This window comes from Micromonospora sp. NPDC003776 (assembly GCF_053605645.1).
In genome coordinates this window covers 1-22379 of sequence record NZ_JBSGJR010000028.1, presented here as the reverse complement: position 1 = coordinate 22379, position 22379 = coordinate 1, and the positions used below count along the sequence as shown (strand labels likewise).

Genomic DNA, 22379 nt, shown 5'->3' with positions numbered 1-22379 from the left:
CGATCGCCTGGTGCCGATGCGGCGGTGGGCCGGGGTTCGGTCGGCTCCGGTGCTCCGGGGACGTCCGCGTGGCCGTCCCCGGAGTCCCGCCGGCGTCAGGTGATCGTGCAGGAGGCGCCGTTGAGCTGGAACGAGTTGGGCCTGGCGGTGTTACCGGTGTGCGTGGCCTGGAAGCCGACGGTGATCGACCCGTTGGCGGGGATGGTGGCGTTGTAGGCGAGGTTCCTGGCCGTCACCTGTCCGGACGTGGGGGAGTAGGAGGCGTTCCAGCCCGAGGTGATGGTCTGCCCACCGGGCAGGGTGAAGACCAGCGACCAGCCGTTGACGGCGCTGGGGCCGATGTTCGTGATGGTGAGGTTCTCGGTCAGCCCGTTGTTCCAGGCGTTGGCGGCGACGTTCACCGTGCAGAGGCCGGACGGCGGCGTGGTGGGGCTCGGCGACGTGGTCGGGCTCGGTGCGGTCGTCGGGCTGGACGAGGCGGTGGGGCTGGGCGGGGTGGACAGGCCGAAGAACTGGATGGCGGCCGCGGCCATGCCGCTGGCGGGCAGGGTGTGGCCGGCGCCCTGGATGCTGTACGCCTCGACCTGGACGGCGCCGCCGGCGTCGGCGTACCTGCGCCGGTTCCAGTTGGTCTGCGGCGTGTCGGTGGATGTCGGTGTCTGGCTGAGCCCGAACACGTTGGTCCACTGCTCGATCGTCTCCTGCAGCAACTGGTAGGGCACGAGCGTGTCGTTGGTGCCGTGCCACAACTGCACCCGTGGGCGAGGGCCGGTGTAGCCGGGATATGCCTGGCGGACCGCGTCGCCCCACTGCTGCGGCGTCCGGTTCATGCTCCCGCCGGTGCATTGGCTGGTCGCGGGTGGATAGTCCGCCGCGTTGGCGAAGCAGTTGAAAGGCACCCCCATGAACGCCGCGCCGGCCTTGAACACGTCTGGATAGAGGGCCAGCATGTGATTGGTCATCATGCCGCCGGACGAACTGCCGGTGGCGTAGACCCGGTCGGGGTCGGCACCGTACTGCTGCTGGACGTAGCGCACCATGGACACGATCGACACCGGGTCGCTGCCGCCGCCGCGGCGCTTGGCGGCGTCGGACCAGACGTCGAAGCAGTTGCCGAAGCCGGCCTGCTGGGTCGCGGTCGGGTAGATCACAATGAATCCGTACCGGTCCGCGAGGGTGGCGAACTCGCTGCCGGAGTAGAAGCCGGGGCCGGAGCCACCGCAGCCGTGCATGGCCACCACGGTCGCCGGGCGGGCCGGGCGGGAGTCCGGCACGTAGACGTGCATGCGCATCCCGCCGGGGTTGTCGCCGAAGTTGGTCACCTCGGTCAGGGACGCCGCGTACGCGGGGCGGAGGGTGGGGAACATCAGGCCGGCCGCCGCCAACGACGCGGTCACGACGAGCAGCAGTTTCCTTCTGATCTTCACGGGGACGACTCCTTCGATCGCCGGTGCAGCCAAGGGTTCGGGGTGCGCGTGTCCCGGTCGCGGGTTTGCCCAGGTCCCGCGGTGATCGCGCACTGCCCACGACGTGTGGCTTGCCAAGCCCGGCTCCGGATGGCGTCGTGTAGCAGATAGTGTTCCCGTCGGGCCGACAAGTGTCAATCGACGCTATTCGATGGACCATTCCTCGTTGCCTCGGCCCTCCGCCAGCCGGCGGCCCGTCTACAGTCGTTGCACCGTCCCTGAGTCGAGCCGGGAGCGCCTGTGGCAAGCCCCTTCACCATCGAGGAGCTGTATCCCCAGGACAGCGATCCCCCGCTGCGGCTGCCCCGGCGACAGGCGGGCAGCGCGCCCCAGGGCATGGCGGTGACCCTGCTGGCGGACTACACCCTGCGCACGCGTGCCGCGCTTCCCTCCGCTGCCATCGTCGCGTTGCTCACCGAATCCGGGGTGAGCGTGGCCGGTGCCCGTACCGCGATCAGCCGGCTGGCCCGCCGGACGGTGTTGGAGCGCAGCCGACAGGGGCGGTGCAGTTTCTACCGGCTCAGCCGCCCGGCGGCCGCCAACCTCTCCGCCGGGGGCAGCTGGATCCTCGCCTCCACCGTCCCGGCAGCGCGGTGGGATGGGCGTTGGACGATCGTGGCGTTCTCGCTCCCGCAGGACCGAAGCGCACAGCGGCGAGCGCTCCGCGGCCAGCTCCGCTGGCTCGGATACGCGCCCTTGTACGACGGGTTGTGGATCTCGCCGCAAGGGCTGACGGCGCCGGCTCGGGCGCAGCTCACCCGGTTCGCCCCGGGCGCCGTCACGGTGTTTCGTGGGCGACATGCCGAGCTCGACGCGACCGGCCACCGGGCGCCCATCGACGCCTGGGACGTCGGCGCGATCCACGGGCACTACGAGGCGTTCCTGCGGCGCTGGACACCGCTGCTGTCCAGGGTGAAATCGGGAGCGGTCGACGGGGCGGCCGCGGTGCGGGCGCGTACCGAGGTGATGGACACCTTCCGGCGCTTTCCCACCCTCGATCCGCAGCTGCCGGTGGAACTCCTCCCCGAGGGCTGGCTCAGGCAGCCGGCCCGGGAGCTGTTCGCCGCTGTCTACGACGGGCTCGTCGAGCCCGCCGAGCGACACGTCCGGGCGGTCGTCGAGCGGTTCGCCGACGGTCCCCAGCCCGGTGTCCGCGCCCACACCACCGCCGACCTCCTTGCTGGAGTCCGTGGCGACGCGGGCCGTGCGGAACCGGGGCCCGGAGGGCCGGCCGGCTGCTGACCCGCGCCCCGCTGGCCGGGACGGCGGCGAACGCGCGAACCGCAGAGCCTGCGCCGATGACGGGAGACCTCCCGCCGTCGAGAATGCTGTGCTTTAATCAAATGCATCGATGTTATCGATAACATCACTGTCGCGAGGCCGCCACCCCCGACCCTCGCAGCAGCGCAGTTCGCCAGGGCTCATCCCGCTCCTGCCGCAGGTGTTAGCGTTTACATCGACGGTTATTTATCTGTAGGGCTCCGTACCAGTCGGAAGCCCTACGCAGCCGAGGAGCCGTCATGGTGGTCTCTCATCTCCGTCCCGTCCCGTCCCGGCGGTGGCGTCTGCTGCGCTCGGTCCTGGCCCTCGTCCTGGTCGTCGGCAGCCCCGCTCTGCTGGCGCAGACGCACGCGGCCGTCGCCGCATCCGGGCCGGGCCCGATCGTGGGCGTGCAGTCCGGCCGTTGCGTCGACGTGCCGAACGGCAGCACCGCCAACGGCAGTCAGGTCCAGCTGTACGACTGCTCGGGCGGGCCCATGCAGACCTGGACGTACACGTCGGCGAGACAGTTCACCGTGTACGGAAGCAAGTGCCTGGACGCGAACGGCCAGGGCACCAGCCCCGGCACCCAGGTGATCATCTGGGACTGCAACGGCCAGGCCAACCAGCAGTGGAACGTCAACTCGGACGGCACCATCACCGGTGTCCAGTCCGGACTCTGCCTGGACGCCAGCGGCGCCGGCACCGCCAACGGCACCAGGATCATCCTCTGGACCTGCAATGGCCAGGCCAACCAGCGGTGGAGCACGTCGACGGCCCCATCGCCCCCGCCGCCCGGTGGCCGGCCGTGCGACATCTACGCCGCCGGCGGTACGCCGTGCGTCGCGGCGCACAGCACCACCCGGGCGTTGTTCTCGGCGTACGGCGGCAACCTCTACCAGGTCCGCCGCTCCTCGGACAACGCGACGCGGGACATCGGCGTGCTGAGCGCCGGTGGCTACGCCAACGCGGCGACGCAGGACACGTTCTGCGCGGGCACCGGCTGCGTGGTGACCGTCGTCTACGACCAGTCCGGGCGCGGCAACGACCTGTGGTACCAGGGCTCACCGCAAGTTCCCGGGTCCACCTCCAGTCGACCTGCCACCGCCACCACCGAGTCGCTGAGCGTCGGGGGCACCAAGGCGTACTCGCTGTACATCAACCGGGGCAACAGCTACTGGCGCGACGGGCACACCAGCGGCGTTCCCACCGGCAGCGCGCCCGAGGGCATGTACATGGTCACCAGCGGCACCCACGTCCACAGCGGTTGCTGCTTCGACTACGGCAACAGCGAGACAACTCGCAGCGCGGACGCCGCCGGCGCGATGGACGCGATCAACTTCAGCACCAGCTGCTGGTTCGGCGGCTGCTCCGGCACCGGCCCCTGGGTCCAGGCGGACCTGGAGTGGGGCCTCTACCCCGGCGGAAGCCAGTCGTGGAATCCCAACCAGCGGGCCTTCACCAGCAGGTTCGTCACCGCCACGCTGAAGAACAACGGCACCTCACGGTTCGCCATCAAAGGCAGCAACGCCCAGTCCGGCAGCCTGTACACCCTGTACGACGGCGCGCTGCCCGGTGGCTACAGCCCGATGAAGAAGCAGGGCGCCATCGTCCTGGGCAGCGGCGGCGACTGCTGCAAGCCCGGCGGGGGCGCCAACCTCAGCGCCGGCACCTTCTACGAGGGCGCCATGGTGGCGGGCTACCCGTCCGACGCGACCGAAAATGCGGTTCAGGCCGACATCGTCGCCGCCGGCTACCGCTGACCATCGCCGCATGCCGCGCCGCGGGCGATCCGGCTCGCGGAGCCCGGACCGTCCGCCGCCGTGGCACCCCACCGGCCAACCGCAGACTCCGCCGCCCCCCGGCTGATCCGTACCACCATCGAAGGGATCCGCGCATGTCGAGACCGAAGAAACTCCTCCGTCCATCGCGACTGACGGCGGCGCTGGCCGGCGCGGTCCTGGCCGCCACCGGCCTGGTCGCGGCGACCGCCGCGCCGGCCCAGGCCGCCACGTCGATCACCATCAACGGCTCCTCCGGCGGGCAGACGTTCGACGGTGTCGGCGCGGTCAGCGGCGGTGGCGGCAACAGTCGACTGCTCATCGACTACCCGGAGCCGCAGCGTGGCCAGATCCTCGACTACCTGTTCAAGCCCGGCTACGGTGCCGCCCTGCAGATCCTCAAGGTGGAGATGGGCGGTGACACCAACTCGACCAGCGGTGCCGAGCCGAGCCACGAGCACTTCCGCGGCGACCTCAACTGCAACCGCGGCTACGAGTGGTGGATCATGGAGCAGGCCAAGGCCCGCAACCCCAACATCAAGTTGGCGGCGCTGCCCTGGGGCGCCCCGGGGTGGATCGGCAACGGCACCTTCATGTCCCAGGACATGATCAACTACTACCTGGACTGGCTGGGCTGCGCCAGGCAGCACAACCTGACCATGGATTACCTCACCGCCGCGCAGAACGAGAAGCAGACGGACGCGAGCTGGACCATCAGCCTGCGCAGCGCGCTGAACAACAACGGCTACGGCGGCGTGAAGATCATTTTCGGTGACGACTACCCGGGTAGCTGGGGGCCGGCCAACGCGGTGGCGACCAACGCCACGCTGCGCAACAGCATCGACGTGCTCAGTGGCCACTACCCGTGCGGCTACCTCAGCGCGCAGACCTCGTGCTCGGTGTCGTCGACCGCCACGAGCACCGGGAAGACGCTGTGGGACAGCGAGGGCGGGTCACAGGACTACAACGACGGCGCCAAGCCACTGGCCCGGGGCGTCAACCGCGGATACATCGACGGCAGGATGGTCGCCTACCTCAACTGGGATCTCGTCGCGGCGATCACCCCGAACCTCCCGTGGGCCACCGTCGGGCTGGTCCTGGCCAACCAGCCCTGGTCCGGCTGGTACTCCGTCGGCAAGAACACCTGGGCCCTGGCGCACACGACGCAGTTCACCGCGCCGGGCTGGAAGTACCTGGACTCCGCCACCGGCTACCTCGGCGGCAACCGCAGCAACGGCAGTTACGTGTCGCTGAAGTCGACCAACAACACCGACTACAGCACCATCATAGAGACGATGGACGCCACCACCGCCCAACAGGTCAACGTCAGCGTCACCGGCGGCCTGTCCACCGGCCCGGTACACGTGTGGGCGACCAACCTCAACTCGAACAGCACCAACGACTTCTTCGTGCACACCAGCGACATCACCCCGTCGGGCGGCAGCTTCTCACTGACCGTCCAGCCCGGCTACCTCTACAGCATCACCACCACCGTCGGCCAGGGCAAAGGCACCGCCACCAGCCCCGGCCAGGGCTCGCTGAGCCTGCCGTACCGCGATGACTTCGACAGCTACGCCACCGGCAGGATGCCGAAGTACCTGCAGGACATGCAGGGTGCCTTCGAGGCCGTCGCCTGCGGGGGCGGCCGGTCCGGCATGTGCCTGCGCCAGATGTCGCCGCAGGCCCCGATCACCTGGAAGACCCTCGCCGACCCCGCCACCTACGGCGGCAGCCTGAGTTGGGGCAACTACACCGTCTCCGCCGACGCCATGCTCGAGAAGCCGGGCTACGCGCAGTTGGCAGGCCGGGTCGGCACCACGAACCTGGATCCCATCGGCCGCTACAACGCCTACCTCCTGCGCGTCACCGACACCGGCTCCTGGTCGATCCTGCGCAACGACACCGCCGGACAGCTCGCCACCCTGCGCAGCGGCACGGTTCCGGCGCTCGGCACCAACCGCTGGCACAGCCTCTCCCTCGGCTTCTCGGGCAGCACCATCACGGCCGGCATCGACGGCACGACGGTCGGCACCGTCAGCGACTCCTCCTTCGTCGCCGGCCAGGTCGGGTTCGGCACCAGCCAGGGTCAGACCGCCCAGTTCGACAACCTGTCGGTGGTGGCCGGCCCTGGAGGTGACCCGGGCGGCACCACCAGCCCCGTCCGCAACACCAACTCCGGCCGGTGCCTGGACGTACCCAACCAGTCGCAGACCAGCGGCACCCAGGTGACGCTCTGGGACTGCAACGGGGGTGCCAACCAGCAGTGGACCTACACCTCCGGCAAGCAGTTCCAGGTGTACGGGGCCAAGTGCCTGGACGCCAACGGCCAGGGCACCACCCGCGGCACCAAGGTGATCATCTGGGACTGCAACGGCGGCACCAACCAGCAGTGGAATGTCAACGCCGACGGCACCATCACCGGCCTCCAGTCCGGCATCTGCCTGGCCCCGAACGGCGGTGGCAGCGCCAACAGCACCCCGATCGTGCTCGCCACCTGCACCGGCGGCAACGACCAGAAATGGAGCCGGGGCTGATGCCCTGAGCACCGAGCCCGCGCCCGATGATGACCTGAGAGGAACAGTCATGCGAACAATGGCACGGTGGCTCGCGGCGGGCGCCGCGATTGCCGTCACGGTCGCCGGCCTGGTGGCCCAGGCCGGCTCGGCCGGCGCGGAATCCAACGGCGGGGTGCGGGTGATGCCGCTCGGTGACTCCATCACCGAGGGCACCCAGGTTCCGGGCGGCTACCGCATCGGCCTGTGGCAACGCCTCGCCAACGGTCGGTACACCACCGACTTCGTCGGATCCCAGTACAACGGGCCTGCCAGTCTCGGCGACCACGACCACGAGGGCCACCCCGGCTGGCGCATCGACCAGATCGACGCCAACATCGTCGGCTGGCTGAACACCTACCAGCCGCGCACCGTTCTGCTGCACATCGGCACCAACGACATCCTGCAGAACTACAGCCTCTCCACCGCACCGAACCGGCTGTCCAGCCTGATCGATCACATCACCAACACCGCTCCCGCGGCGGACGTGTTCGTCGCGCAGCTGACTCCGCTGGCCAACAGCGGCCAGGAATCGGCCGTGCGCACCTTCAACGCGGCCATCCCGGGGATCGTGCAGAGCAAGGTGAACGCCGGCAGGCACGTCCACCTCGTCGACATGCACAGCGCCGTGACGACCGCCGACCTGATCGACGGCATTCATCCCACCGCCGGCGGCTACGACAAAATGGCCGCCGTCTGGTACAGCGGGCTGCAGGCGGTGCCCGGCAGCATCGGCACCCCGGGTGACACGGGCGGAACGACCACCCAGATCGTGGGCGTGCCGTCGGGGCGGTGCCTGGACGTGCCGAACGGCAGCACCACCAACGGCACCCAGGTCCAGCTGTACGACTGCTGGGGCGGCACCATGCAGCGCTGGACCTACACCGCGACCAAGCAGTTGCAGGTGCTCGGCAGCAAGTGCCTGGACGCCGAGGGGGGCGGCACCGGCAACGGCACCCGCGTCATCATCTGGGACTGCAACGGCCGTGCCAACCAGCAGTGGAACCTGAACACGAACGGCACGATCAGCGGCGTCCAGTCCGGACGCTGTCTCGACGCGTACAACTGGGGCACCGCCAACGGGACGAGGATCGTTCTCTGGGACTGCCACGGCGGCGCCAACCAGCAGTGGAGCCTGCGCAGCTGACCGACTGCTGGGCGGTGCCTTCCCCGCAGCGGGCATCCCGGTGCTCCCGTCGAGGCAGCACCGGGACGCCCGGTCAGCGGATCGAGTCGGTTCGCGGGTGACCGCCCGCCGCCGTGGGTGAGTCGGCTAACCGACCCGGACGAGTTGCCATTGCTGGTTGGCGCCGTTCCAGTCGGTGTACTGGACGACGTTGGCGCCGTCGGTGGTGGCGGCGCCCTGCACCTCGACGGCCTTGCCGCTGTTGCGGCTGATCAGTCGCAGGTAGCCGCTGGAGTCGGCGAGCCGGAACTGCTGGTTGGGGGCGTTGTTGTCGGTCCACTGGATGATCGCGGCGCCGTCGGCGGTGGAGGCGCCGGAGACGTCGAGGACCTTGCCGGAGTTGCGGGACCTGAGGCGGTAGTAGCCGCCGCCGGAGTCCACGAACTGCCACTGCTGGTTGGCGCCGTCGTTGCGGGTCCACTGGGTGATGCGGGCGCCGTCGTCGGTGGACTTGGCGTAGACGTCGAGGGCCTTGCCGCTGTTGCGGTTGAGCAGCACGTACCAGGCACTCGTGTCGACCGGCCCCGGGGGCGGGGTGGCGCCGCCGCTGTTGAGGGCGTTGAGGACGGCGGTGTAGGCGGCCTTCTTGTTGCCGTTGCTGTCGAAGAGCAGCGGGTTGTCACCGCTGCGCCAGGAGTCGCTGTCCCGGACGCCCCAGGTGGTGATGCCGGTGCAGCGGGTCACTGCCAGGCAGGCCTTGGTGACGGCGGCGTACATGTTGGCCTGGTTGGAGCCCTGGGTGATGTCCAGCTCGGTGATCTGCACGTCGACGCCGAGGTCGGCGAAGCGCTGGAGGTTGGCCTGGTAGTCGCCGGGGAGGCTGGTGCCGAGGTGGGACTGGAAGCCGACGCAGTCAATCGGCACGCCGCGGGACTTGAAGTCGCGGACCATGTTGTAGACGCCGGTCGACTTCGCGTTGACGCCGTCCGTGTTGTAGTCGTTGTAGCAGAGTTTGGCGCCGGGGTCGGCGGCCCGGGCGGCGCGGAAGGCGGCCTCGATCCAGTCGTCGCCCGTACGCTGGAGGTTGGAGTCGCGGCGGGCGCCGCTGGTGCCGTCGGCGAACGCCTCGTTGACCACGTCCCAGGCGTAGATCTTGCCCCTGTAGTGAGTGGCGACCTGGGTGACGTGGTTCATCATGGCCGAGCGCAGGGCGCTGCCGGAGAGGTTCTGCACCCAGCCGGGCTGCTGGGAATGCCAGAGCAGGGTGTGGCCGCGGACCTTCATGCCGTGCGCCTGGGCGTGCGAGACGATCTGGTCGCCGCCGGTGTAGTTGAACTGGTTCTGGGACGGCTCGGTGGCGTCCCACTTCATCTCATTTTCGGGGGTGAGCGCGTTGAACTCGCGGTCGAGAATGCTGGTGTACTGGCTGTCGGAGAGCTTGAACGCCGGCACGGCGGCGCCGAAGTAGCGGCCCTTCTCCGCGGCCGACGCGCCCAGCGTGGTGCCGGCGCTGGCGTCGCCGGCGGTCAGCAGCGGGGCGCCGGCGGCGATCAGCCCGGCGGTCACCAGGGCCAGGATCGCGTACAGCCGCCGCGGGAATCGGCGTCGCCGTTGCGGTGGACCGGAGGGTTGCCTCATGTCACTGCCTTTCGCATTCCTAGGAGCGGTGGTGGGTGGGTGTTGCGGGATCAGGGGGTGGTCATGTCGAACTTGCGGACGGTGACGGCGCCGCCGAGGGCGCGGGTGGCGTAGTTGAAGATCGCGTAGCGGTAGCCCATGAAGAACTGCCAGGCGTTGTTGAGAGTGAAGGCCGGGCCCAGGGCGGTGAAGTTCACGCCGTCGGTGCTGTAGGAGAACCGGGCCTGCCGGCCGGTGCCGGGGCGGATGTCGGCGCTGGCCCGCAACCAGATCCGGCCGCCGGAGACCGCGGCGGAGGCCGCCTCGGTGCCCGTTCCGGTGGTGTTCCAACTGCCGTCCATGGTCAGCCCGTTGACGAGCGTGACCCGGGTCGTGCCGCCGTCGCGTTTGACGCCGATCCAGGCCGAGGAGTCGCGCAGCATCGCCAGACCGGACCGGTCGCCGTCGCTCATGGCCGAGTAGTCCAGCTCGATCGTCGCCGTGGACGTCGGTCCCTGGATCCGGTGGGTGAGCGTGTTGCGGGCCGCGTACAGGTCGTTGGTGACGGTTGCCGTCTGCAGGCGCAGTCCGCTGCCGGTCGACCACTTCGTGTTGTCCGGGTTGTGGTTCCACTCCCATCGGGGGCCGAGGCCGCTGCCGGTGAAGGTGTCCGCGCCGGTCATCGGTTGCACCGTCTTCGAGGAGGCGGGGATGTTCGGCGCGGGATAGCTGGCGCCCCAGGCGCCGTTGACGGTCTGCACGCTGGGCCAGCCGTCGGCGGTCCAGGTGATGGGCGCCAGGACCGGGACCCGGCCGCCGGGGTACGCGTCCTGGAACGCCATGTAGTACCAGTCGCCGTTCTGGGTCTGCACGAGACCACCCTGGTGTGGCACGCCACCGCCGGAGATCGGGCCGGGCATGTTGAGCAGCACCTGGTGCATCTCGTACGGCCCGAAGGGGCTGTTGGAGCGCAGCACGTACTGGCCGTTGGCGGGGCGGGTGAGCCAGATGTAGTAGTAGCCGTTGCGCTTGTAGAAGCGCGACCCTTCCAGGGTGCCGACGCTCGACGGGGTGCTGAACACCTGCTGGGCGCGGACCTGGCTCAACCCGTCGGCCGACAGTTGCGCCACGCTGATGTTCGTGTTCCCGTACGCCACGTACATGGTGTCGTTGTCGTCGACGAGCAACCCGGCGTCGTAGTAGCAGTTATTGATCTGCGAGCGCTTCTGCCAGGTGCCGTCGACCGCCGTCGAGGTGTACACGTAGGTGCGGTTAAACTCGACGCAGCCGATCCAGTAGTACGTGCTGTTGCTTCTGCGGTAGTTGAACGCCGAGGCCCAGATGCCCTTGACGTACGCGCGGCCGCCGCTGAGGTCGTAGGCGCTGGAGCCGAAGTCGAGGCTCGGTACGGAGTGGCCGGCGTATTCCCAGTGCACCAGGTCGTAGGAGCGCAGGATCGGCGCGCCGGGGGAGTAGTGCATGGTCGACGCCGAGTAGTAGTAGGCGTCGCCGACCCGGATGATGTCACCGTCGGCGAAGTCCTGCCACACCACGGGATTCGTGTACGACGTCCCCGGCGGTGCCGGCGTGGTGGGGGTGGTGCCGTCGACCCGGACGAGTTGCCACTGCTGGTTGGCGCCGTTCCAGTCGGTGTACTGGACGATGTTGGCCCCATCGGTGGTGGCGGCGTTCTGCACCTCGACGGCTTTGCCGCTGTTGCGGTTGACGAGCCGGAGGTAGCCGTCGGCGGAGTCGTTGAGCTGGAATTGTTGGTTGGTGGCGTTGGCGTCGGTCCATTGGATGATGGGCGCGCCGTCGTTGGTGGCGCGGTTGGAGACGTCGAGGACCTTGCCGGAGTTGCGGGACTTGAGGCGGTAGTAGCCGCCGCCGGAGTCGACGAACTGCCATTGCTGGTTGTTGCCGTCGTTGCGGGTCCACTGGGTGATCCGGGCGCCGTCGGCGGTGGAGGCGCCGTAGACGTCCAGGGCCTTGCCGCTGTTGCGGTTGAGCAGCACGTACCAGGCACTCGGGTCGACCGATGCCGCAGCCGCCTCGGTGCCGTTCAGCGCGACGGCGGCCGCGCTCACCAGCAGCGCCACGGCGGCGGTGAGGGCCAGCGCCGGACGTCGGCCACGTCGGGGTCGCGCCATCGGTGGGGGCGCGTGGTCAATGGGCATGGGCGTGTTCCCTCCACTTGGCGGTCGGCGCCGCCTGTTAGCGCTAACAACAGGCGGTCGACATTGGACGTGAACGACTGTGGTACGGGGGCCCCGAGGTGCGCAGACCGTGCGCCCACTGCGCAGACATCGAGGTCGCCAACGTTGCCAGAATGTTTCCCGGCATTCAAGGGCTAGGCGCTCATCGATGCCGTGCGCGTCAAGGAGACCATATCTCGACCTGCCATCGTCCTGATCGATAACACTTTTTCTTCTGTGGGCAACTCCAGGTCGGGACGGTCGCATTCTTGACGCGGCGGCCGGTCTTCGGCGACAGTCAACGACCACCGTCAACAAGCTGCTCCTGGTGGCCGGACGGTGCGACCACCACCATTGATCAGCCGCCCGATCGGTTTGTGTGACTGCGACGTGAGGATGCGAGCTACCGGCACCAACGAGACGGACCTCCTGGTCGCGGCCCAGGCGGGCGACCGGCGGGCCATGGACGAGTTGGTCGGCCGCGGCCTGCCGCTGGTCTACACCCTCGTGCACCGCGCGCTGGGCGGGCATCCGGACACCGACGACGTCGTCCAGGACGCCATGCTGCGGGCCGTCCGCCGGCTTCCGGAACTGCACACCCCCGAGAGCTTCCGCCCATGGTTGGCCGCGATCGCCATGCGCCAGCTCAGCACTCATCTGCACCGCCGGCAGGTGGCTGCCCGCCGGACCGCCCCGTTGAACGAGGCGGCCGAGATGCCGGACGCCGAGGCCGCCGTCGAGGACCTGACGACGCTGCGCGTGGAGTTGAGCGGGCAGCGCCGCCAGGTCGTCCGGGCCAGTCGCTGGCTCGACCCGGACGACAAGGCGCTGCTCTCCCTGTGGTGGCTGGAGGTGGCGGGAGAGCTGAGCCGCAGCGAGCTGGCCTCGGCCCTGGCGGTCAGCGTCGCGCACACGGCTGTGCGGGTGCAGCGCATGCGGCACCAACTCGACCTGTGCCGTGAACTGGTCGTCGCCCTCGACGCCCGGCCGAGATGCCCCGAGCTCGAAGCCGCGGCAACGGCGTGGGACGGTGTCCCGAGCCCGTTGTGGCGCAAGCGCCTCGCCCGGCACACCAGGTCCTGCGAGCGCTGCGCGCGTCCCGCCGCCGGCATGATCGCCCCGGAGCGACTGCTCCTCGGGCTCGGCCTGCTACCCGTTCCGGTCGGGCTCGCTGCCGTGCTGGCCGCCAGGGGCGCGCTCGGCGCGGCGGCCACGTCGACGGTCGCCCTGCCCGGTGCCCTCGGCCCGGGATCCGGCGGCGGTGTCGGCGCGGGCATCAAGGCCGCGGTGTTCGGCCAGCTGCTCCAGCCCGTCGTGGCGCACCCGGTCGCCGCGATCGTCGTCGCGGCCCTCGCCGCCGGCGCTGCGGTCACCGTGTCGGTCCTGCCCACCCACGGGCCACCCGCCGCGTCCGCGCCGGTTGCGGCGCCGCCCTCCCCGTCCGGGCGGCGCACCAGTGCGTCCTTGCCGGCGGCCACCGTGCCGGTGCGGACGGCACCGGCGACTCCGGCCGCGAGACCCTCGGCCGGCCGTACCGCGTCCCTGGCCGCCGGACGGCTCGTGTCTGTGGAGTCGGTCAACGAGACCGGACGGTACGTGACGACAGTCGACGGGTTGGGCGTCCTGGTCCCGGTGGGGCCGGCCAGCACGGACGCGGCGCGCCGCCAGGCCACCTTCACCGTGCTCGCGGGCCTGGCCGACCCCGGCTGCTTCTCCTTCCGGGCCCGCGACGGCCGTTACCTGCGGCACGCGTACTGGCGGCTCCAGCTCAGTCCCGACCAGGGGACGGAGCTGTTCCGCGGTGACGCGACCTTCTGCGCCCGCGCCGGCTCGACGACCTCAGCCACGTCGCTGGAGGCGTCGAACTATCCCGGCTGGTTTCTGCGGCACCGGGACGGGCAGCTGTGGGTGGACCAGGCGGACGGCACCGCCGCCTTCCGGGCCGACAGCGCGTTCCGGATCCGCCCCGCCCTGGCCGGCTGACTCGGCGTCCGTGGCGAGCCCACGTGCTGATGGTCGGTCTCCTCGCGCTGCTCCGGTGACTCGAGCAGATTGGCCGAGCGTTTCGGCGCCTTCAAGAGGGCCCGCAATCGCGCTGGAGCGACCCGGCGCGGGCATCGGGGATAACACTTTTCGCGCCGCGCTTCAGATGGTCGTGAGCGAGAAGGCTCAATCGATTCGAAATAGACACGCTTCATTGATTGGGCTGGCTGTTATCGCTAACATGGCCTTCGCGGGCTGAGCGGGCGCCGGGACCGGGCGACGCCGGCCGCCCGCTCTGCCCCAGCCCGCCGGCCGGCTGGCCCCGGCCGCGAGCTTCCCGCCGCACCTGCCCTGCGCGCAGGTCACCTCGACGGGCCGACGCCACCGATGCCGGCACGCGCACGCGGCCCGCGCCGTCCTGTGGGCACGCGGCCCGCATCGAAGGAGTGATTCATGAACGTCAACGACGCGGCTCGTCCCGCCGCTCAGTCCGGACACCGCTGGCGGTCGCTGTCAACCGCCGCGGCGGCGGCGGTCGTCCTGGCCGGCACGCTCGTCACGGTCAACGCGGCGCCCGCGGCGGCCGCGACGGTCGACACCAGCGCCTCGTACGTCCTGATCAACCGCAACAGCGGCAAGGCGCTGGACGTGTACGGCGCGTCGACGGCCGACGGCGCGCGGATCACCCAGTGGACCCGCAACGACGGCGCCAACCAGCAGTGGCAATTCGTGGACTCGGGCGACGGCTACTACCGGCTGAGATCCCGCAACTCCGGCAAAATCCTGGACGTCTCCGGGGCCTCCACGGCCGACGGCGCGCCCGTGGTGCAGTGGAGCGACCACAACGGCACCAACCAGCAGTTTCGGCTGGCCGATTCCGCCGGCGGCTACGTGCGCTTCATCAACCGCAACAGCGGCAAGGCACTCGAGGTGCAGGGCGCGGCGACGACCGACGGCGCCAACATCGTGCAGTACACCGACTGGAACGGTGCCAACCAGCAGTGGCAACTGGTCGTGGTGTCCAACGGTGGCGGCACCGGTGGGGGATGCGGCAGGTCCCCCGGCCTGTCGAACGGCGCCCACACCATCCAGAGCGGTGGCAAGAGCCGCAGCTACATCCTGCGGCTCCCCGGCAACTACGACGGCAACCGCCAGTACCGGTTGATCTTTGCCTTCCACTGGCGGGGTGGCACCGCCGACGAGGTCGACTCGGGCGGTACCAGCGGCGCCGCCTGGTCCTACTACGGCCAGTTGGAGCAGTCGAACAACACCGCGATCCTCGTCGCGCCGCAGGGCCTCGGCAACGGTTGGGCCAACTCGGGCGGCGAGGACGTCACCTTCGTCGACGACATGATCCGGCAGATCGAGGGTGCCCTCTGCGTCAACCCGCAGCAGCGCTTCGCCCTCGGCTTCAGCTGGGGTGGCGGCATGAGCTACGCGCTGGCCTGTGCCCGGGCGAACGTCTTCCGGGCCGTCGCGGTCTTCAGCGGCGCGCAGATCAGCGGGTGCAGCGGCGGTACCCAGCCGATCGCGTACTTCGGGCTGCACGGCATCACCGACAGCGTGCTCAACATCTCCCAGGGGCGGGCGCTGCGCGACACGTTCGTCCGGAACAACGGCTGCACGCCGCAGAGCCCGCCGGAGCCGGCGGTCGGCAGCCGGACCCACATCACCACCGCCTACTCCGGCTGCCGGGCCGGCTACCCCGTGCAGTGGGCGGCGTTCGACAACGGCCACATGCCGGGCCCCGTGGACGGCACCTACGCCGAGAGCGGCGTGACGACCTGGACCAAGGGCGAGGTGTGGCGGTTCTTCGCCCAGTTCTAGCCCGCTGCTGCCCCCACCTGCGCAAGCGCGCTCACCACACCACCTTGCCGACAGGAGACGCCGTGCCCGTACCCCCATGCCCCACCAGCCGCAGGCGGCGGGCCGCCGGTGTCGCCGCGGTGGTCGTCACCGCCGCGGCGGCCGTGCTCGCCGCCGCCCCGCCCGCGGCCGCGGCCACCACCACCCTCTACGCCGCGCCCTCCGGCACCGGCACCGCATGCTCGGTCAGCCAACCGTGCTCGCTCACCGCCGCCCAGGCTGCGGTCCGCTCCCGCAACGCCGCGATGTCCGGCGACCTCGTCGTGGAGCTGGCCGACGGCGTCTACCGACTCTCCGCACCCATGCGACTGACCGCGGCCGACTCCGGCACCAACGGCTACACCGTCACCTGGCGGGCCGCCGCGTCGGCCCGACCGGTGATCAGCGGCGCCCGCGCGGTCACCGGCTGGTCGCTCGCCGACACCGGCAGGAACATCTGGCGGGCCAATGTCGGCGCCGGGATCGACAGCCGGCAGCTCTACGTCAACGGCGCGGTCGCCACCCGTGCCCGCACGGCCGTGAACCGGTCCGACTTCACCTTCACCACGACCGGCATGCGATTCAGCAACGGCGCGTTCAGCTACCTGAACAACCTCGCCAACCAGAACCGGATCGAGGTAGAGAGCGTCGGCTCGTTCACCGACCGGTATGCGCCGGTGCAGAGCATCGCCGCCAACGTCCTCACCATGCAGCAGCCGGCGTGGAACAACAACACCTTCGGCTACGACACCCTCAGCCGGCCACACCGGGCCGGCCCGTTCTACCTCACCAACGCGTACGAGTTCCTGGACTCGCCGGGGGAGTGGTATCTCGACCCCGGATCCGGGGTGCTCTCCTACATCCCGCTCGCCGGGCAGAACATGGCCACCACCAGCGTGGAGCTGCCCGTGCTCCAGTCTCTTGTCGACATCGGCGGCACGTACGACGCGCCGGCGCACCACATCTCGTTCAGCGGGATCACCTTCACCGGCACGAGCTGGCTCGGGCCCAGCAGCAACCAGGGCTTCGCCGACCAGCAGACCGGGGCCCACATCACCGGCACCTGGGCCCGACCCGCCGACGCCCTGACCTCGTGTCAGGAGGGCTGCCAGCTGTTCGAGGCCACCCGGCCGAGCTGGAGCCAGATGCCGGCCGCGGTACAGGTGTCCGCGGCCGACACCATCACCATCAGTGACTCCCAGTTCGTCAATCTGGGACAGACGGCGGTGGGCATCGGCAACGACGCCAACGCCCACGCCAGCGGGGTCGGCCTGGGCGCGAGCAACATCACGATCACCCGCTCCGAGATCGCCCGCAGCTCCGCCGGCGGCATCGTGGTCGGCGGGGTACGCGCCGACGCGCACCACCCCAGCGACTCCCGGATGGTCAACCGGGACATCACCATCAGCAACAACCGGATCCACGACCTGGGCCTGGACTACCGGGGCGTCGTATCCGTCCTGACCACCTACGTCACCACCGCCACCGTCTCCCACAACGAGGTCTACAACATGCCGTACACCGGCATGTCGATCGGCTACGGATGGGGCGCCAACGACGCGGGTGGCAGCACCGAGTACGCCAATCGTGGCCTGTACAACTACCAACCGCGCTACACCACGCCCACGACCGCGTCCAACAACCGGCTCACCGGCAACTACGTCCACGACGTCATGCAGCAGATGACCGACGGCTCCTGCATCTACACCCTGTCGGCCAACCCGAACGGGCTGATCAGCGACAACTACTGCCTGCGGACCAACGGCTGGTACGGGCTCTACTTCGACGAGGGCTCCCGGTACTACACCGCCCGCACCAATGTCTTCTCCGCCACCGGCACCTGGGCCACGGCCAACTACTGGGGCGGGGAGAACATGGGCAACTTCACCGTCACCGGCAACTGGTCGACCAACGGCAGCAGCAACGTGACCAACGGCGACCGCGGCAACGTCGTCTCCGGCAACACGACGGTCACCAACAACGACTGGCCGTCGGGCGCGCAGGTGGTGATGGCCGCCGCCGGCGTGCAGACCGGTGGTGGCCAGCAGAACGTGCTGATCGTCGGCGGCCAGTCGGGCCGCTGCGTGGAGATCGGCGGGTTCAGCACGACCAACGGCACCCAGGCGCAGCTCTGGGACTGCACCGGTGGCACCAACCAGCGGTGGACCTACACCGCCGGCAAGCAGCTGCAGGTGTACGGAAACAAGTGCCTCGACGCGTCCGGGCAGGGCACCGCCAACGGCACCCCAGTGATCATCTGGGACTGCAACGGCCAGGCCAACCAGCAGTGGAACGTGAACGCCAACGGCACGGTGACCGGTGTCCAGTCCGGGCTGTGCCTGGACGCCAACGGCGCCGCCACGGCGAACGGCACGAAGCTCATCCTCTGGGCGTGCAACGGGGGCACGAACCAGCAGTGGGCCCTGCGCAACTGAACACGGCGTGTGCGGCCGATCCCGGCCCCCCACCGGAGTCGCCGCACCCGCGTCGGACCACAATCGACAGCCCTTGGAGGCAGACATGAGGGTGTTCCCTCCACCCCCCGGCAGGCGCCCCGTCCGGCGGTTCCTCGCCTGGGTCGCGGCGGCGCTCTGCGCGGCGGCGCTCGTCCCCGGCGTGGCCCGGGCGGACAACCCGATCATCCAGCACATCTACACCGCCGACCCGGCTCCGCTCGTGCACAACGGCCGGGTGTACCTCTACACGGGTCACGACGAGGACGGCTCGACCTGGTTCACCATGAAGGAGTGGCGGGTCTGGTCGTCCGCCGACATGGTGAACTGGACCGACCACGGCTCGCCGCTCAGCATCGCCAGCTTCAGCTGGGCCAGCGCCGACGCCTGGGCCGGCCAGGTCGTCGCCCGCAACGGCAAGTTCTACTGGTACGTGCCCATGACCGTCCGGGCGACCGGCCGGATGGGCATCGGGGTGGCGGTGGCCGACAGCCCGACCGGTCCGTTCCGGGACGCCATAGGACGACCACTGGTGTCCAACGGAGAGATCGACCCGACCGTCTTCATCGACACCGACGGGCAGGCCTACCTCTACTGGGGCAACCCGAATCTCTGGTACGTGAAGCTGAACACCGACATGATCTCCTACTCGGGCAGCCCGACCCAGATTCCGCTCACCACCGCCGGGTTCGGCACGCGTACCGGTGACGCGAGCCGGCCGACCCTGTACGAGGAGGGGCCGTGGGTCTACAAGCGCAACGGCCTCTACTACAACGTCTTCGCGGCGAAGTGCTGCTCCGAGTTCATCGGCTACTCGACGGCCCCCGGCCCCACCGGGCCGTGGACCTATCGCGGGACGGTCATGCCGACCCAGGGCAGCAGCTTCACCAACCACCCCGGCATCGTCGACTTCAACGGCGGCTCGTACTTCTTCTACCACAACGGCGCGCTGCCGGGCGGCGGCGGCTTCACCCGCTCGGTCGCGGTCGAGAAGTTCTCCTACAACGCCGACGGCTCGATCCCTACCATCAACATGACCAGCACCGGGGCGCCGCAGGTCGGCGTCCTCAACCCCTACGTGCGCCAGGAGGCCGAGACGATCGCCTGGGAGTCGGGCATCGAGACCGAAGCCTCCAGTGAGGGCGGGATGGATGTCGGCTGGATCGAGAACGGCGACTACATCAAGGTCAAGGGGGTGGGCTTCGGTGCGGGGGCGAGTTCGTTCACCGCACGGGTGGCCTCGGCGACCAGCGGCGGCGCGATGGAACTCCGCCTGGACAGCACCACCGGCCCGGTGGTGGGACGGTGCAGCGTACCGGGCACCGGCGGCTGGCAGACCTGGGTGAACACCTCCTGCACCGTCACCGGCGCCACCGGCACCCACGACCTGTACCTGCGGTTCACCGGCGGCAGCGGCAACCTCTTCAACGTCAACTGGTGGCAGTTCGGCGCCACCGCCGGTGGCGGCGGGAACCTGATCGTCAACGGCGACGGCGAGGGCGGCACGTCGGGCTGGGGGGTCATGGGCAGCGGGACACTGTCGTCGAACGCCGTCGCGCACGGTGGCGCGGCCTCGCTGTCGATCACCGGGCGTACGGCGTCGTGGAACGGGCCCAGCCAGGACCTGACTTCGAAGCTCACCAGCGGCAGGAGCTACACCACGACCGCCTGGGTCCGCAGCGAGAGCGGGACGCCGACGGTGAAGGCGACCGTGGCGTTGACCGCCAACGGCACGACGAGCTACGTCGCGCTGACGCCGGGAACCGCGGTGAACCTGGACGGCTGGACCATGCTCACCGGCACCGCGATGCTCTCCTGGAGTGGAACCCTGGCCGGTGCCACCTTCTACGTGGAGAGCGCGGCGGGCACCGACAGCTTCCTGGTCGACGACGTCTCGCTCCAGTAGCCGGACCGGGTCGGGCCGGGCCCGGCTGCCTCGTCAGCCGCGGCCCGGCCGGCTCCGGCCGGACGGTGCCTCTCTCGTCGATGGTCGACGACACCGCATGCAGGCACGTCGCCGCGTCGATCTGCGGATCATTCGGCGATCCCCAATGTTAACGCCAACAATGAGCCGTCCCTGGACCGTGCGGGCGACGGGGGTTCCGCTGGGCGGAGGCGGTGCCGAGCAGCGGGGTGGTCGGCGCGCGACCGGACGGGTTGTTCCGGAAATGTTTCCACTTGACGAACGCTATGTTATCGCTCACAGTCGATGGGCAGGGACGGCGATGTCGATGGCTCACCGGGCAGGCCCCGCCTCGCCGGACCAACCAATCAGGTGCGGGGCTGGCCAGGAAAACGCCCTGTGAACGCTAACAATTCGGCGCCCGTCCAGTCCTGCGTTGCCCTGCGCCCGTCGTCGAGGCGGGCCCTTTGGCTCGTCGTCTCCAGAGGAGGATCATGTCTGCGTTTGGTAGGTCTCCATCGATCGCGCCGCCATCGCGCCGGCGCGGATGGTTGGCGCGGATCGTCGCCGCCGCCGCGACGGTGGTGGTGGCCGGTGGTGCCGCCGCGGTGGCGGTGTCGACGCCGGCCGCCGCGGCGACGGTCGACACGAGCGCGTGGTACGTGTTGCTCAACCGCAACAGTGGCAAGGCCGTGGACGTGTACAACCTGGCCACGAATGACGGCGCCCGGATCGTCCAGTGGACGCGCAACAACGGCAACCAGCAGCAGTGGCAGTTCGTGGACTCGGGCGGTGGCTACTACCGGCTGCGGTCGCGGCTGTCCGGCAAGGTGCTGGACGTCTACAACTGGTCGACCGCCAACAGCGCCGACATCGTGCAGTGGACCGACGGCAATCAGGCCAACCAGCAGTTCCGGCTGGCCGACTCGGACTCCGGCTACGTCCGGTTGATCAACCGGAACAGCAACAGGGCCATGGAGGTGATGGGCGCCTCGACCGCCGACGGCGGAGGCATCGTCCAGTACGACGACTGGAACGGCGCCAACCAGCAGTGGCAACTCGTCCGCGTCGACGGTGGGGGCACCCCCACCACGCCGCCGCCCACCACGCCACCGCCCGGCGGCACCTGTTCGCTGCCGTCGAGCTACCGCTGGACGTCGACCGGGTCGCTGGCGAACCCGAGGTCCGGGTGGGTGTCGCTGAAGGACTTCACCAACGTCGTCTACAACGGCAAGCACCTGGTCTATGCCACGACGCACGACACGGGCTCGACGTGGGGGTCGATGAACTTCAGTCCGTTCACCAACTGGTCGGACATGGCCTCGGCCACCCAGAACGCGATGCCGTTCGCCGCGGTCGCACCCACGCTGTTCTACTTCGCTCCGAAGAACATCTGGGTGCTCGCCTACCAGTGGGGTGGGACGGCCTTCTCCTACCGGACGTCGAGTGACCCGACCAACGTCAACGGGTGGTCCGCGCCGCAGGCGCTGTTCACCGGCAGCATCTCCGGCTCCGGTACCGGACCGATCGACCAGACGCTGATCGGTGACGGCACGAACATGTATCTGTTCTTCGCCGGGGACAACGGCAAGATCTACCGGGCCAGCATGCCGATCGGGAACTTCCCGGGCAACTTCGGCTCGAGCTACACCACGATCATGAGTGACTCGACGAACAACCTGTTCGAAGGGGTTCAGGTCTACAAGATTCAAGGCCAGAACCAGTACCTGATGCTCGTCGAGTCGATCGGCGCGCAGGGCCGCTACTTCCGCTCGTACACGGCCACCAGCCTCGGCGGTTCGTGGACGCCGCAGGCGACGAGCGAGAGCAACCCATTCGCCGGCAAGGCCAACAGCGGCGCCACCTGGACCAACGACATCAGCCACGGCGACCTGGTGCGGACCAACCCCGACCAGACCATGACCGTGGATCCCTGCAACCTGCAACTGCTCTACCAGGGACGGGCCACCAACTCCGGCGGCGACTACGGCCTCCTGCCGTACCGGCCGGGCGTGCTCACCCTGCAGCGCTAGTCGGGTGGAACGGAGCGGGCGGGCTCGGCGTGAGGTCGAGCCCGCCCGTTACCGCGGGCGCCGGGCCTCTGGGCCGAGGCACGCACCGCGGACGACGCACGGGTCGAGGTCCGGGTCCTGGCCTGCATGTCGGTGCTGGTGCGCGAGGACCGGCCGGCCGAAGCG

12 protein-coding genes are annotated in these 22379 nt (G+C 69.6%); 9 read left to right on the top strand and 3 right to left on the bottom strand.

All coding sequences use genetic code 11. From position 1 onward, the window contains the following. Positions 1-95 precede the first annotated feature (95 nt). The gene (locus ACWEVO_RS04865; RefSeq protein WP_452306242.1) at positions 96-1427 is read right to left on the bottom strand and encodes an extracellular catalytic domain type 1 short-chain-length polyhydroxyalkanoate depolymerase; all 1332 of its coding nucleotides are present in this window, start codon (positions 1425-1427) and stop codon (positions 96-98) included. A gap of 279 nt (positions 1428-1706) precedes the next feature. Here ACWEVO_RS04865 and ACWEVO_RS04860 point away from each other — a divergent pair, with 279 nt between their 5' ends. From ACWEVO_RS04860 to ACWEVO_RS04845, 4 genes are all read left to right on the top strand, one after another. After that, on the top strand, positions 1707-2708 hold the full coding sequence (locus ACWEVO_RS04860; protein ID WP_452306241.1) for a PaaX family transcriptional regulator: 1002 nt from the start codon (positions 1707-1709) through the stop codon (positions 2706-2708). 278 nt (positions 2709-2986) lie between these two features. After that, the gene (locus ACWEVO_RS04855; protein WP_452306240.1) at positions 2987-4489 is read left to right on the top strand and encodes an arabinofuranosidase catalytic domain-containing protein; all 1503 of its coding nucleotides are present in this window, start codon (positions 2987-2989) and stop codon (positions 4487-4489) included. A gap of 134 nt (positions 4490-4623) precedes the next feature. Next, positions 4624-7041: a ricin-type beta-trefoil lectin domain protein gene (locus ACWEVO_RS04850; RefSeq protein WP_452306239.1), complete on the top strand. Its 2418-nt coding sequence runs from the start codon at positions 4624-4626 to the stop codon at positions 7039-7041. Positions 7042-7090: 49 nt separating this feature from the next. Continuing rightward, positions 7091-8206, top strand: a complete 1116-nt coding sequence (locus ACWEVO_RS04845; protein WP_452306238.1) for an RICIN domain-containing protein — start codon at positions 7091-7093, stop codon at positions 8204-8206. A 126-nt stretch (positions 8207-8332) separates the two neighbouring features. On the opposite strand, the gene ACWEVO_RS04840 is transcribed toward ACWEVO_RS04845, so the two are convergent. Both ACWEVO_RS04840 and ACWEVO_RS04835 read right to left on the bottom strand, forming a co-directional pair. After that, the gene (locus ACWEVO_RS04840) at positions 8333-9823 is read right to left on the bottom strand and encodes an endo-1,4-beta-xylanase (protein WP_452306237.1); all 1491 of its coding nucleotides are present in this window, start codon (positions 9821-9823) and stop codon (positions 8333-8335) included. A gap of 50 nt (positions 9824-9873) precedes the next feature. Next, the gene (locus ACWEVO_RS04835) at positions 9874-11979 is read right to left on the bottom strand and encodes a family 43 glycosylhydrolase (protein WP_452306236.1); all 2106 of its coding nucleotides are present in this window, start codon (positions 11977-11979) and stop codon (positions 9874-9876) included. Positions 11980-12393: 414 nt separating this feature from the next. Here ACWEVO_RS04835 and ACWEVO_RS04830 point away from each other — a divergent pair, with 414 nt between their 5' ends. The 5 genes from ACWEVO_RS04830 (at position 12394) to ACWEVO_RS04810 (ending at position 22214) form a co-directional block, all read left to right on the top strand. After that, a complete protein-coding gene (locus ACWEVO_RS04830; protein ID WP_452306249.1) occupies positions 12394-13980 on the top strand; it encodes a sigma-70 family RNA polymerase sigma factor in 1587 nt (528 codons plus the stop codon). A gap of 453 nt (positions 13981-14433) precedes the next feature. After that, a complete protein-coding gene (locus tag ACWEVO_RS04825; protein WP_452306235.1) occupies positions 14434-15807 on the top strand; it encodes an RICIN domain-containing protein in 1374 nt (457 codons plus the stop codon). 62 nt (positions 15808-15869) lie between these two features. After that, a complete protein-coding gene (locus ACWEVO_RS04820; protein ID WP_452306234.1) occupies positions 15870-18260 on the top strand; it encodes a ricin-type beta-trefoil lectin domain protein in 2391 nt (796 codons plus the stop codon). An 85-nt stretch (positions 18261-18345) separates the two neighbouring features. Next, the gene (locus tag ACWEVO_RS04815; protein WP_452306233.1) at positions 18346-20184 is read left to right on the top strand and encodes a family 43 glycosylhydrolase; all 1839 of its coding nucleotides are present in this window, start codon (positions 18346-18348) and stop codon (positions 20182-20184) included. A 491-nt stretch (positions 20185-20675) separates the two neighbouring features. Beyond that, entirely contained in the window at positions 20676-22214 is a 1539-nt protein-coding gene (locus ACWEVO_RS04810; RefSeq protein WP_452306232.1) for a non-reducing end alpha-L-arabinofuranosidase family hydrolase, read from the top strand. Positions 22215-22379 lie beyond the last annotated feature (165 nt).

Excerpts from the sequence above, each read along its gene's own strand:
- ACWEVO_RS04855 (WP_452306240.1), top strand. The coding sequence starts at position 2,987 with ATGGTGGTCTCTCATCTCCGTCCCGTCCCGTCCCGGCGGTGGCGTCTG.
- ACWEVO_RS04850 (WP_452306239.1), top strand. The coding sequence starts at position 4,624 with ATGTCGAGACCGAAGAAACTCCTCCGTCCATCGCGACTGACGGCGGCG.
- ACWEVO_RS04845 (WP_452306238.1), top strand. The coding sequence starts at position 7,091 with ATGCGAACAATGGCACGGTGGCTCGCGGCGGGCGCCGCGATTGCCGTC.
- ACWEVO_RS04840 (WP_452306237.1), bottom strand. The coding sequence starts at position 9,823 with ATGAGGCAACCCTCCGGTCCACCGCAACGGCGACGCCGATTCCCGCGG.
- ACWEVO_RS04835 (WP_452306236.1), bottom strand. The coding sequence starts at position 11,979 with ATGCCCATTGACCACGCGCCCCCACCGATGGCGCGACCCCGACGTGGC.
- ACWEVO_RS04830 (WP_452306249.1), top strand. The coding sequence starts at position 12,394 with ATGCGAGCTACCGGCACCAACGAGACGGACCTCCTGGTCGCGGCCCAG.
- ACWEVO_RS04825 (WP_452306235.1), top strand. The coding sequence starts at position 14,434 with ATGAACGTCAACGACGCGGCTCGTCCCGCCGCTCAGTCCGGACACCGC.
- ACWEVO_RS04815 (WP_452306233.1), top strand. The coding sequence starts at position 18,346 with ATGAGGGTGTTCCCTCCACCCCCCGGCAGGCGCCCCGTCCGGCGGTTC.
- ACWEVO_RS04810 (WP_452306232.1), top strand. The coding sequence starts at position 20,676 with ATGTCTGCGTTTGGTAGGTCTCCATCGATCGCGCCGCCATCGCGCCGG.